Below are 12,381 nucleotides of genomic sequence, written 5' to 3' on the forward strand. Positions count from 1 at the left end.
AGTGTGCCTATTTTAATTTTAGCAATGGTACTTATTATGTTTCCGCTTTCTGGTTTGAGTGCTAGTTATTTGTTGCATGAAATGATTTTAAGAATTTCAAGAAATCTGTTTTTGATAATGTCTCTTTTAATTCCAATAGTTGCAGGAATGGGATTAAATTTTGGTATAGTTTTGGGAGCAATGGGAGGTCAATTAGCTCTAATACTTGTCACTGATTGGCATATTGCAGGATTGCAAGGAATATTTTTAGCAATGATTTTATCAATACCTTTTTCAATGCTTTTAGGTTATGTCGGAGGTGTGGTATTAAACAGAGCTAAAGGAAGAGAAATGATAACTTCTATGATACTAGGATATTTTATAAACGGAGTTTATCAATTAGTTGTTCTTTATTCAATGGGTACTTTAATTCCGGTTCAAGATAAAACTATGCTTTTAACATCTGGAAGAGGAATAAAAAATACTGTTGATTTAACAGATATAGCTGGAAGTTTAGATAAGACTTTCTCTTTTGAAATTTTTGGATTCCAAATACCAACTTTAACTATAATTTTAATAGTGTTATTATGCTTCTTTATAATTTGGTTTAGAAAAACAAAATTAGGGCAAGATATGAGAGCAGTAGGACAAGATATGGAAGTATCTAAAGCAGCAGGTATTGAAATAAATAAAGTTAGAATTTATGCAATTATGATATCAACTGTACTTGCAGGTTTTGGACAAGTGATATATCTTCAAAATTTAGGTACAATTAATACATACAACTCACACGAACAAATAGGAATGTTTTCTGTTGCAGCTCTACTTATAGGGGGAGCTTCTGTTGCAAGAGCTACAATACCGAATGCAATAGGAGGAGTAATATTGTTCCACACAATGTTTGTTGTTGCACCAAGAGCTGGAAAAACTTTAATGGATTCTGCTCAAATAGGGGAATATTTTAGAGTTTTCATATCTTATGGAATAATAGCTTTAGTTTTAATTATGTATGAATGGAGAAGAAAAAGAGAAAAAGAAAAAGAAAGGGAAAAAACAATAGGATTTTAAATTGGAGGTTGCTTAATATGAAAAATATATTAAAAATATTTATAATTATTATAATCTTTGTTGTAATTTCCACATTTCTATACATAACAGGGAAGAAACACGAAGCTATAATAGAAAATAATTATACATCAGCAGTAAAATATAGTGTAGATGGAGAACCTTATAAGGTTTTAGATACAAATAAGAAAGCTAGAATTGTTTATAAAGGAATAAGTTCAGTAATCTTTATAAAGACAGAAGATGGAAAAGTTATTGAAAAAGATTTAAGTTCAAATAGTGAAAATTTAGAAGTTTCTAATATAATAAATAGTTTTTAAACAGAAATAAAAGTTTAAAAAATGTAATAAATGTATCAAAAAAATAAAAATTTGTATTTTTATCTTAAATATGATATAATACTCGAAGTTATAGAAGGAGGATATATGAAAAAGTATATTATTGCTTGTATTTTTCTATGCTTATCATTTTTTTCATATGCTGAAGAAACTATAGTTTTGGATCAAGATGCTAGTACTGGAATGGTTACACAGGCTAAGGATTTTGAAAAAATAAAAGGAAAATCAAAAAAACAAATTTTTATTGATACTCTTATTCCAGCAATTGAAAAAGTTAGAGATAAGATAACGAAAGATAAAGAATATGTAAAGGAACTTTCTAAAAAAGTTACTCTTAGTCAAAAAGAACAAGAATATGTAGAAGAAATGTTTTCTAAGTATAACGTGAAATCGAAAGATTTAGATGAATTAGCGCATAAAATGATAGTTCCACCCACAGCTTTTATACTAGGACAAAGTTCCTTAGAAAGTGGTTGGGGTAGTGCTAAAATTGCTAAAGAAGGAAATAACTTATTCGCTATAAGAACTACTTTGAGAGATCCAGAAAAAACAGTCCAAACAGGTCCAAATTCTTTTTATAAAAAATATGAAAGTTTAGAGGACTCTTTAATGGATTATATAATGACTTTATCAAGACATACTAGTTATTCTAATTTAAGAAAAGCTATAAATAAAGGGGAAACTACTTTAGGTTTAATACAACATTTAGGAAATTACTCTGAAGTTAAAGGGCTATATTCAAAAAGACTAACACAAATAATAACAAAAAATAATTTAGTACAATACGATGGTGAGTAAAAAAAAGGAGATTTTTCTCCTTTTTTTCTTTTATAGGAAAGTTAAAAGTCAAAATTAGTCTCTGATGTTCGTATTAGTTTGAAGAGCCTGTGTTTATTGAGCTAGTAAGAGCTCATATAGCTATCAAGAGACTTTCTTTATATTAGAATATAAATTTAAAAGCTAATAAAAATAGTCCCTGATATTTATGCCAGTTTAGAGTTGTAGTTAAACTCATGCAACTAACATATTTATCAAGGGACTTTATTAATTAAAATATTAGAGAAATAGCTTTTGCTTACTATGTTGTTCGCTATTCTTCAATAACTCCATAGTCTCCATCTTTTCTTTTATAAACAACTGTCATTTTTCCAGTTTCAACATTTGTAAAAGCAAAAAAGACTTTATTAAGAGCTTCCAATTGTAATAAAGCTTCTGATATTTCCATTGGTTTAATAGGTAAAAAAACTTTTACTAATTTTTTTTCATCAGAATTTTTTTCTTCTTCATCTGCTATATAATCAAAACTATAAGTTTTTTTCATACTATTATCTTGAAGTTTAGCTCTACTATGTTTTTCTTTATGTTTTTTTAATTGAGTTTCTAAGATATCGATAGCTTTATCTATAGAAGCATATAAATCTGTTTCTTTTGAGCTTACTTTTATTGTAGTTCCACTTAAGTAAGCTAAAATTTCTGTAATATGGGTATTCCCAGTTTTTAACTTTGATGCAGTTAAAGTAGCGTCTATCTTAATGATAGAATCATTAAATTTTTCTACTCTTGAGATTTTTTCTTGAGCATATTTTTTAATAGCCTCTGTTAAAGTAATTTTTCTTCCATAAATTGATAATTTCATAAAACCACTTCCTTCCTCTATTGATATCTTATTATAGCATAAATTTTTTTAAAATTCCATTTTTCATTTATAAAGAAAGTATAAATTAAATAACCAAAATTAGTCTTTTGACAGCCGTATGAGTTCTACGAGCTCAATGAACACAGGCTCTTCGAACTAATACGGACGTCAGAGACTTTTTTAACTCATAGAAAAGTATAAAATTTGTTCCCCTTATTTCAAGAAAAATTTTTTATATTTTTTTAAGTATGTTATAATTATAAAAAAATATTGGGAGGTGTATTTTGCCAAACTCAAATAGAAAATTAGGGCTTCTTCCTGGAAGTGTTATTTATACAGGAGAAAATACCAATAATAATATAACAATTACTGTAATTTATTACTCTAAAAGTTTTTATAAAAAAGACATTTTCTCTTCAGAAGAAGAAATTTATATTGATTTAGAATTTGAAGGGAATATTTGGATAAATATTGATGGAATTAATGATATAGAAATTGTAAAAAAAATAGGACAGATATTTCAAATAGATTCCCTTTCTTTAGAAGATATTGTTAATCCGGAGCAACGGGTTAAAATTGATGACAGGGATTCTTATATTCTTATTATTTTAAAGATGCTACAGCTAGAAGTTATTACAAAGGAAATTCAGTATGAGCAACTTTCATTGATAATAAAAGATAATGTACTTATAACTTTTCAAGAAACACCTTACGATATGTTTGAATCGGCAAGAAATAGGCTTGAAAATCCTACGACAAAACTTGCTTCAAAAGATGTTAGTTATCTTGCTTATATTTTAATAGATATCATTGTTGATAATTATTTTTTGATACTTGATGAAGTTGAAAATGAAGTTGATCTTATAGAAAATCAACTTATTGAAAGTGCAGATAAAGACGATCTTGAGAATATACTTGCTTTAAAGCAAAATATTTTAGTTTTAAAGAGATTTATTTCTCCAGTTAGAGAATTAATATCAAAACTTCAAACAAGAAGTATGCTTGTTTATTTCCATGAGGATATGAAATATTATTTAGGGGACTTAAATGACCATGGAATAATAGTTTTTGATACTATAGATATGCTTAACAATAGAGCTACAGAACTTATTCAACTGTATCATTCTATGATTAGTAATACAATGAATGAAGTTATGAAAATACTGGCAATTATTTCTACCATTTTCATGCCATTAAGTTTTATTGTTGGATTATATGGAATGAACTTTAAATATATGCCAGAATTAGAATGGCATTATGGGTATTTTTTAACATTAGTTCTTATGGGGATACTTGTTGTTGGTATGCTTATTTATTTTAAGAAGAAAAAATGGTTTTAAAAAAGAATATTTATGAAATTAAAATTTTTCTTAATAAAAACATAGTTAATTTTTTCTAATATAATCAAAATATTTTTTAAGAATAAAATTTGATAAAAAAATATTTTAAAAAAAACTTGACAAAAGAAATAAGTAATGATATTATTATCTTGTATCGTTTCCTTAATTATAGTTTAATTTCTACAAAAAAGCCCGAACTTGAAAAAAGTTGAGGGCTTTTTTGTATTCTTATACTTTTTTTGTTGATAATTTGTTGATAGTTATTTTAAATAAATTAAAAAATAAAGTTTATAGTTGATTTTTTATCTCTCCTAAAGTACATGTTTCTATTTCAGAGTTTTTATCCTTCTTACATAGAATAATGATTTTTTCTGAATATTTATCTAAATTTGTAACTTTTCCATTTCTCTTTAAAAAATTTATAAAAGCTTCTAATGATTGATTAAAAAGTAAAAATATAGCTAATTTATAAGCTTTAATTTCTTTCTGTTTACCTAAAAATTTGCTAAGTGTCTTAAAATCCTTATAAATTCCATTACTATCAAGTTCCCCTTTTACTTCCATAATACAATAATTGTCATCAGAACCTTGTTTATGAAATAAAAAATCTGGGATTATATTAATATTATAAAATCCTGCTTTAACTAATTCACCATGAATATCAAATTTATAATTAAATTCAATCAATCTTAACTGATGATACAATTCATAACAAAATACTCTTTCTCTAATTCTTTCTTCACCATTAATAGAAATTATACTATAAAACTTTTTTTCGATTTTTTCTACTGCTATTTTTATATTTTTTAGTATTTCGTTTTCTATCGTTTTATTATCAGATTTTTTCTTTTCCATCTTTAATTCCTTCTTAAATATTTTATAAAATTATTCATTAAATTTATTTAAAATTTTACAGTATTCCATAAATGTTTCAATAAATTCTTTTATCCAAAAATCACAATATTTTAATTCTTGATTTGTTTTCATAACTTCTCTATAAAAAGGGGAACAAATAAAGTATTGTGCTACCTTCCCTACTAAATTAGAAAATAATAATATTAAATTTAGCTGATATTTTCTAAATAGTAAATCAAAAGTTAGCGCTTTTAACATTTTATTTTCTTCATTTATTTCAGTTAAAGTTTTTACATATTCTGAAGTTAAATTTTGAAAAGGCTTGAAAAAATCAAATTCTTGTTCATTATAATTTTTCATTTGTGGAATGATTTCTATTTGTTTTAATATATTTTCAAGAATTTTGTCATTATTGTAATTTTCTATTATCAAAGAAGTCATTTGTAATTTAAATATTATAAAACCTTGAAAATAAAAAGAATAATAATCAATTTCATCTTCAGCACTTCTATGAAAATTATTTACCATATACTCTTTAACATCATCACTATAAGGATTATCTAAAGCAAATTCATATTCTTTATAGAAAGAGTATGTATTATTATGGTTATCATATTTTGTAAGTGCTTCTCTTTCTCTTTCTAAATATTCTATAAAATTAGAAGTTAAGGAGTTAATTTTAGTTAATATGTTATACAGTGTAATAAAATCATTTCCTCTTGGCAAAGTTAATATATATTCAAAATTATTTTCAATAAAATTCTTATGAAAATTTGGTAAATCAAAAGAATATTTTTTTATCTTATTATCATTATCTGTATAAATTGAAGAAATCTCATATAAATATTTATTTAGATTTTTAAAATTTTTATCAAAATTTTCTTTGTTTTTTTTAATAATATAGGAAATGTAACTGTCTATTTGCTTATTTTTTTCATTTTTTTCTAAATTAGATTTCCAATACAATGCTCCAAAAGTTCCAATTATTCCTAAATAACTTCCCAGAAACCCTAACCAATCATCCAAAGAAAAATTAGTTGAGAAAAGTTTTACTAAAAATAAAAGAATAAAAGGAAAAGTTAGGGAAAGAATAAAAGTTATAAACTTAAAATTATCAATTATTATCCTTTCTTTTATTAAAATAACTATTGAAAGAATAATAAAAATCAAGATACTTGTTTCTGAAAAAAGTAGATATAATCCTTTAATAAAGCTTTCAAATACTTCCATTATCATTAATCCCCCTCACTATTAACTAGAATATTAGTAAAATTTAGTATATTTCATTCTATAAAGTTATACTTTTTTTCAAGCCATGATGAAATAGTTGCTTCTTTAATATTAATTGATAAAAATATTTCAATATTCTTTTTATCATCCTTTTCAATTTTATAAGTTCTTATTTTCAAATTATTAAAAGATATGTCTTTTTCTGAAATTTTTTCTATATAATTATTTTCCATCATTTTGGCATCAATTATATTTTTATATAGATAGTTATTTTGAACATTCATAATATTATTTATATCAATATTTTCAACATGTTTTTCACCTATGATACTATTATTTTTTATTCCAATAATAATTTTTTTTTTAATTATATCTAAAAGAGAATCTACTTTCTCTAAATATTCTTCTATTATTTTTCCTTTGGGTAGTTTTAAATCTAATTCGATATTAAAAAAATATTCAATAAGTGATAATATTAGAATATACTGTTTTTTTTCTTCCTCAATTAAACTATTCTTTAAGATATTGAATTTCTTTAATAATTTTTTTATATTTCTTATAGAAATTTTTGAAAAAGATCTATTTATTACAAATGCTATATCTAAAAAGATTTTTTGTATTATTAGATCCCTGTTTTCTGAAAAATTATTTCCATCCACCCTATATTCTTCAAAATAATTAACTATTTCAAATTCAGGCTCATTTAATTCCTCATAATTGGCTTTTGGTAAATTTAACTCTACATCATAAAATTTTTCAAAATATTTATTACTTAAATTAGAATTCATATAAATTGTAGACACTATACTTTCAAGTTGCTCTCTATTAATTAAAAATAAAAAAATGATATTTTTAACATCAAAAATATGTTTTATTATTTCTAATAATTGGATAGCATAATCAGGTCTACATCTATCTAATTCATCTATAATAATTATTTTAGGGCTTTTTTCCTTTGAAAGTGTATCTTTAAATTCTTCTAATAATTTTTTATAATTTTTATAATCTTCAAGTTCTGAAGTATTTAATCCATTAAAAAAAGATTTCATTTCTTCTATATCTTTATCATTTAAATTGAATCTTTTTAATAGAAAATTTTTTAATATTTTACCAAAAAATATTTTTCCACAATTTTTTAAAAATTTTTTAGCTTTTTCAGTACTTTCAGGTTTTATAATATTACCTTCACTCATTTCTGCGATAAGTGCTTTCATAGGTTCATCATAAAAATCCATTCTCCAAGAATTGACATATAATGTATTTATTTCTTTATACTTTTCAGAAAGATACTCTTTTATTGCATCAGCAAATAAAGTTTTTCCCATCCCCCATGGAGCATTAATAAAAATTCTTTGCACTGGTCTAATATCCTCATTTCCCCAATCTTTAAATTCTTTTTGTTCTTCAAAGCTTTTATTAACAACTCTTACTAATGCTTCTAAAAAATCTTGTCTATTTTTTGTTAAACGCTCAAATGTTTTCATAATAATATTCTCCCTCCCCATATTTTATTCTATATCTTTAACTAAAGTACTGTCAATAATAATCTTTACTACTTTTTATTTAACTTAAAATATAAATTCATAAAAAATATTATTTTTTATCTATTTTAATCCTATAATAATATAGAATTATTACATTTTATATACTATAAATTTAAAGGAGTTTATTATGATAAAAGCTTATTCTCCAAAACTAACCAAAAATCAGCATTTTATTCCTCAAATGTATTTAAGAAATTTTTCTTTTAATTTTAATAATAAAAAAGAAGAGGCTGAAATATATTTTTTAATGAAAGAAAATATTATATCTTTTTCTAAATTAAAAATGGAAGATAAAAATTTTATAGAAAATATATGCTATGAAAATTATATTTATATAACTTTAGATGAATATTCAACAATTTTAGAATTACTAAAAATATCTTTTAATTCAAATGTAAATTGTTATAAAAATAAGTTAACATCTTATTTTAAATCCTTATCTTATTCTCAATATAAAGAAATTTTTAACTCCTGTAATGTTGGAATAAGAGAAGAACGAGAAAATTTTTTTAGAAAAGAACTTAAAAATGTTTCTCCTGGAACTGCTATAAATCTTCATAGTGACTTTTGTTCTAAAGATTTCATAAAAATTATATATAATGGAAATATTTATGATTTTTTAAAGGCTATTTGTCAAATAGTGTTGATGAAAAAGTTTAGACTATGACTTAGCATAATTAAGAGAATTTTTGAGAATAAAAACTTGAAAATTCTCTTTTTTTATTGTTACTAAAATTCATTATTGCATAAAAAAATTAGGCATTAATTGAAACAATTCCTTCTTGAATTAATATACGCTTTTTAAAATTGCTAAATTTTGAATATCCAAATGCAGTTCTTTTTATTGATTTAATTTTATTATTTAAACCTTCTATTACTCCATTAGTAATATTAGTTTCAAACATATTTTTAATATATTCCATATATTTTTTAAGAGTTTTTAAAGCAACTCTCATTTTCTCAGAAATTTTTTCTTTACTTCCAAGATATTTTTCTACTATTCCTTCAAATTTTTTAAAATTATTATGTTTAATTGCTTGGATAATATCTTGATATATATTAAAATTAATTTCTAATTCAGGTATTTTATCAAGAATATAATCTACTTTATCTTTACTACTTAATTTGTACTTAAAACTTTGACAGTAGTATTTTATTTCGCAAAGGTCAGGGTAATATTTTAATAATAACTTCCAAAATCTCTTTAATTTTCTTTTTAAAGAAGGATCTTGAATAGAGTTCATAATATATATTCTAGTTTGATTAAATGCTCTGTTAATAAGGTTAACAATATGAAATTTATCTAAAACTATTTCTCCATTAGGAAAGATAGATTTAACTAAGCTAATATATGGAGCATACATATCCATACAAATATATTTCACATTATTTTTAGATTTTAAAGAAAATCTAGAAAAATATTCTGTAAGAGAAGGAAGTCTTCTATCTTCCACTATATCGATAATGCTCTTACTTTGAAAGTCAGCAAAAACAAAAGACATAGCGCCATCAATATTTTTAACAGATTTAAATTCATCAATACAAATAGTTTCTGGTAAATGTTCTCTATTAACTTTAAAATTAGAATAGCAGGTATCCATAATTCTTTGCACAGAAGAGACGGAAATATTATATCTCTTAGCAATAGATGTAAGAGAAATATTTTTTTGAAGTTCAAGCGCGATAGTATATTTAAGATTATTAGATATACTAGAATTATTACTAACAACATTAGTGGAAGGTGAAAAAGTTTTTTTACAATCCTTACAAATATACCTTTGTATAGTAAGCTCAAGTTCAATATTGTAATTCTGGTAAGGAATATACCTAACTTTACGAATTCTTGAACCATTTTTAACAATATTTTTAGAGTTACAATGTGGACAAGCACAGTGATTAGATTTAAGAAATCCTTTAAAAACTTTAATAAAGAAATCGTTTTTTTTAATAATTTGAAAATAGTTTTCTTCTGGAAAAGAAATATTATTATCTTGAATATTTAAGATATTTTTGATAAAATCAGATGGAGACAATGAAATCACTTCCTTTATGGTTATTTTGAGCGATTTAATTTTAACAGGAAAATTTCATTGTCTCAATTTTTTTTTTATTAAAAAATGGCATTAATAGAAATTTTTTCTATCAACACCATTTAGTATACAACCTTTTTAAATGAATATGGGAAACAATCAGTTAATTCTGCTATGCTAGAAGTAAAAAAACTTTATTTAAATATTTATACTAATACTTTTAATAATCTTAATTTAAAAATTGAAAAATTGAATAAAACTTTTTCTAAAAAAAATGAAAATTTAGATATATTAAAAAACTCTATTAGTTCTTTTAATTCCATAATAAAAGAGATAGTAGATGAAATAAACAAACTAAAAAATAGATTAGAAAATTTAAAAAATGAAAAACTTCCATTTAAATTAACAACTTTCCAATAAGAAATTTGTGGTAGGCTTTCAATTTTAAATTATGATGGTTTAAATAAAATATCCACAAATTTTATAGATATTTTATTAGAGTTGGTAGAAAAAGAGTACAAAAAGTGTAAAAAAATAGAGAAGACATTTTTAGAAAATATTCTTGCAGATTATGAAAATACTGTCAGTAATTTTATAAATATTATATCTTCAAAAAGTCAGATAGATGAAAATACTAAGTATGAACTGATAAAATATATTGCAATACAATATTTTAGGCTTCAAAAAAACAGCTTAAAAATTATTGAAAAAATTAGAAAAGTAAAAAGTTACAAAGAATTTATAAGGTTAGAAATTCCTAAGATTTTAAAAAGTGATTGTATAATCTTTAAAATATCTTCACCTTTATTTTGTACAACTGATAATCCTGTTTGCATACTTGATTCAAATTTTTTGCTTTTTCCTCTAACTCCTTGCATTGTACATCTTATAAATATAATAAAAAATTAGAAACAAACATTTTTATACTAGATGAAATAAAAGAAAATTTGTTTATAAAATATATAAATTTTCTCATTATTAATAACTCAAAAAGCTCAATTTTATCTTTTAATGAAGAAATCGAGATTATTCAAATAAAAAATGGAGAATTTAAAAGTTTGTTTTATAATTTGTTTAATAAAGAATGAACAATAATATAAAGGGGCAAATCTCTATCTTTAAAAAGCTTAAAAAATATAATAATAATTTTAATAGAAACTCTAGTTATTACTGGGGTTTTTATTTTTATAATACTAAAAAGTATTGATATATACTTTATAGTTTAATTTCTACAAAAAAGCCCGAACTTGAAAAAAGTTGAGGGCTTTTTTGTATTCCTATACTTTTTTTGTTGATAATTTGTTGATAGTAAATTAGGTTTTTAAGAATAAAAAATTCTAATAATGTACTGCACCCATAATCCTGGATACAAGATTGGAGGTGCAGTTTTTTTATTGAAAAAATCACTTAAATCAAAAAAATAGTTGACAAAATGTTCGGGGGGGGGGGTATAATGTGTTAAAATTAGAAAGACTTTCATTTTTTATAAAATATAGAATAAATTAAAGTTTTTAAACAAAAGATATGTAATCAAAGAAGATACTAAAAGTTTATTCTCATTTTTAGAAAGTTTCAAATTATATAAGGAATATAAATAAAAAATATCCTTTATCAGAAAAAGAAATCAAATTAACTTCTAATAAAAATGGGATATAAGAAAAAATAATTTATATTCTGAATAGAGGAAAAATTAGGGAGGAGTTTATGAAAAAAATTAAAGTTTTATTTATGGTTATTTTTACATTATTATTTATTGGTTGTAGCAAGGATATAAAAGAAATAGTTGCATTTTCAACTTATTCATGGACTAATAATGTAATGCTTACTATTAAGAATAAATCTGAAAAAGATACAATAGAAATAGTATGGGATAAAAGTAAGATAGGTGATTCAGGTTGCTTTTTAAAAGGAAAATATATTGATGCTGGAAAACCTCAATTAAATGAAATTTTAGCACCTAATGAATTGAAAACTATATCAATATATCCATCAGATAATGTTTATTTTGATGAAGGGGAACTTCAACTTTTTGGAGGAGGTAGAATTGGACAAGGTTGGAAAATTAAAGATATAAATTACCCAACAAAATTAGTATTATGTTTAAAACTAGGAGATAAAGAAGAATTTATAGTAGAAGATATTTCTAAATAAAAAATAAAATTTATATTTCATAAAAAAAGAAAAAGATATGAAAAATAAATTAGAAATATTAAGTGAGTTTAATATTTCAGAATCTGACTACAAAAGATATTCAGAATTATATAAAATTTTATTAAAAAAAAGAAAAGAAAAAAAATAGCTATTTAAAGATATTACTAAATGTATCAGCTACATAAAAATAGGTTACAAAAAAATATTAATTTA

13 protein-coding genes are annotated in these 12,381 nt (G+C 23.0%); 7 read left to right on the forward strand and 6 right to left on the reverse strand.

The window, feature by feature from the left end; all coding sequences use genetic code 11:
• Positions 1–24 precede the first annotated feature (24 nt).
• The 3 genes from BQ2505_RS04390 (at position 25) to BQ2505_RS04400 (ending at position 2,180) form a co-directional block, all read left to right on the forward strand.
• Positions 25–1,047, forward strand: coding sequence for an ABC transporter permease (locus tag BQ2505_RS04390; protein ID WP_143403559.1), 1,023 nt, complete (start codon positions 25–27; stop codon positions 1,045–1,047).
• Between the two features lie 17 nt (positions 1,048–1,064).
• On the forward strand, positions 1,065–1,364 hold the full coding sequence (locus tag BQ2505_RS04395; RefSeq protein WP_074016562.1) for a hypothetical protein: 300 nt from the start codon (positions 1,065–1,067) through the stop codon (positions 1,362–1,364).
• A gap of 105 nt (positions 1,365–1,469) precedes the next feature.
• A complete protein-coding gene (locus BQ2505_RS04400; RefSeq protein WP_074016563.1) occupies positions 1,470–2,180 on the forward strand; it encodes a glucosaminidase domain-containing protein in 711 nt (236 codons plus the stop codon).
• A 292-nt stretch (positions 2,181–2,472) separates the two neighbouring features.
• On the opposite strand, the gene hpf is transcribed toward BQ2505_RS04400, so the two are convergent.
• Entirely contained in the window at positions 2,473–3,018 is a 546-nt protein-coding gene (gene hpf, locus BQ2505_RS04405; protein WP_074016564.1) for a ribosome hibernation-promoting factor, HPF/YfiA family, read from the reverse strand.
• A 284-nt stretch (positions 3,019–3,302) separates the two neighbouring features.
• Here hpf and corA point away from each other — a divergent pair, with 284 nt between their 5' ends.
• On the forward strand, positions 3,303–4,358 hold the full coding sequence (gene corA, locus BQ2505_RS04410) for a magnesium/cobalt transporter CorA (RefSeq protein ID WP_074016565.1): 1,056 nt from the start codon (positions 3,303–3,305) through the stop codon (positions 4,356–4,358).
• A gap of 288 nt (positions 4,359–4,646) precedes the next feature.
• Here corA and BQ2505_RS04415 read toward each other — a convergent pair whose 3' ends face one another.
• The 3 genes from BQ2505_RS04415 to BQ2505_RS04430 are packed head-to-tail and all read right to left on the reverse strand — an operon-like array spanning position 4,647 to position 7,927.
• The gene (locus BQ2505_RS04415) at positions 4,647–5,213 is read right to left on the reverse strand and encodes a hypothetical protein (protein WP_074016566.1); all 567 of its coding nucleotides are present in this window, start codon (positions 5,211–5,213) and stop codon (positions 4,647–4,649) included.
• A gap of 30 nt (positions 5,214–5,243) precedes the next feature.
• Positions 5,244–6,449: a hypothetical protein gene (locus tag BQ2505_RS08920; RefSeq protein ID WP_235817368.1), complete on the reverse strand. Its 1,206-nt coding sequence runs from the start codon at positions 6,447–6,449 to the stop codon at positions 5,244–5,246.
• 47 nt (positions 6,450–6,496) lie between these two features.
• Positions 6,497–7,927, reverse strand: a complete 1,431-nt coding sequence (locus BQ2505_RS04430; protein ID WP_074016568.1) for a KAP family P-loop NTPase fold protein — start codon at positions 7,925–7,927, stop codon at positions 6,497–6,499.
• A gap of 187 nt (positions 7,928–8,114) precedes the next feature.
• Between BQ2505_RS04430 and BQ2505_RS04435 the strand changes: the two genes are divergently transcribed.
• Complete coding sequence (locus tag BQ2505_RS04435; protein ID WP_143403553.1) at positions 8,115–8,654, forward strand: DUF4238 domain-containing protein; 540 nt, start codon at positions 8,115–8,117, stop codon at positions 8,652–8,654.
• An 88-nt stretch (positions 8,655–8,742) separates the two neighbouring features.
• Here the strand turns inward: BQ2505_RS04435 and BQ2505_RS04440 are convergent, their stop codons facing one another.
• Entirely contained in the window at positions 8,743–10,029 is a 1,287-nt protein-coding gene (locus BQ2505_RS04440) for an ISL3 family transposase (RefSeq protein ID WP_083232296.1), read from the reverse strand.
• A gap of 162 nt (positions 10,030–10,191) precedes the next feature.
• Here BQ2505_RS04440 and BQ2505_RS08925 point away from each other — a divergent pair, with 162 nt between their 5' ends.
• On the forward strand, positions 10,192–10,437 hold the full coding sequence (locus BQ2505_RS08925) for a hypothetical protein (protein ID WP_235817369.1): 246 nt from the start codon (positions 10,192–10,194) through the stop codon (positions 10,435–10,437).
• A gap of 308 nt (positions 10,438–10,745) precedes the next feature.
• Here BQ2505_RS08925 and BQ2505_RS08930 read toward each other — a convergent pair whose 3' ends face one another.
• Positions 10,746–10,895: a hypothetical protein gene (locus tag BQ2505_RS08930; RefSeq protein ID WP_235817370.1), complete on the reverse strand. Its 150-nt coding sequence runs from the start codon at positions 10,893–10,895 to the stop codon at positions 10,746–10,748.
• An 826-nt stretch (positions 10,896–11,721) separates the two neighbouring features.
• Between BQ2505_RS08930 and BQ2505_RS04450 the strand changes: the two genes are divergently transcribed.
• On the forward strand, positions 11,722–12,168 hold the full coding sequence (locus BQ2505_RS04450; RefSeq protein WP_074016569.1) for a hypothetical protein: 447 nt from the start codon (positions 11,722–11,724) through the stop codon (positions 12,166–12,168).
• Positions 12,169–12,381: the final 213 nt, after the last annotated feature.

It is taken from the genome of Fusobacterium massiliense (genome assembly GCF_900095705.1).
In the GTDB taxonomy this organism is placed as follows: Bacteria; Fusobacteriota; Fusobacteriia; order Fusobacteriales; family Fusobacteriaceae; genus Fusobacterium; species Fusobacterium massiliense.

Coding starts and splice junctions, on each gene's coding strand:
- BQ2505_RS04390 (WP_143403559.1), top strand. CDS start 25: ATGGTACTTATTATGTTTCCGCTTTCTGGTTTGAGTGCTAGTTATTTG.
- BQ2505_RS04395 (WP_074016562.1), top strand. CDS start 1,065: ATGAAAAATATATTAAAAATATTTATAATTATTATAATCTTTGTTGTA.
- BQ2505_RS04400 (WP_074016563.1), top strand. CDS start 1,470: ATGAAAAAGTATATTATTGCTTGTATTTTTCTATGCTTATCATTTTTT.
- hpf (WP_074016564.1), bottom strand. CDS start 3,018: ATGAAATTATCAATTTATGGAAGAAAAATTACTTTAACAGAGGCTATT.
- BQ2505_RS04415 (WP_074016566.1), bottom strand. CDS start 5,213: ATGGAAAAGAAAAAATCTGATAATAAAACGATAGAAAACGAAATACTA.
- BQ2505_RS08920 (WP_235817368.1), bottom strand. CDS start 6,449: ATGATAATGGAAGTATTTGAAAGCTTTATTAAAGGATTATATCTACTT.
- BQ2505_RS04430 (WP_074016568.1), bottom strand. CDS start 7,927: ATGAAAACATTTGAGCGTTTAACAAAAAATAGACAAGATTTTTTAGAA.
- BQ2505_RS04435 (WP_143403553.1), top strand. CDS start 8,115: ATGATAAAAGCTTATTCTCCAAAACTAACCAAAAATCAGCATTTTATT.
- BQ2505_RS08925 (WP_235817369.1), top strand. CDS start 10,192: ATGCTAGAAGTAAAAAAACTTTATTTAAATATTTATACTAATACTTTT.
- BQ2505_RS08930 (WP_235817370.1), bottom strand. CDS start 10,895: ATGCAAGGAGTTAGAGGAAAAAGCAAAAAATTTGAATCAAGTATGCAA.
- BQ2505_RS04450 (WP_074016569.1), top strand. CDS start 11,722: ATGAAAAAAATTAAAGTTTTATTTATGGTTATTTTTACATTATTATTT.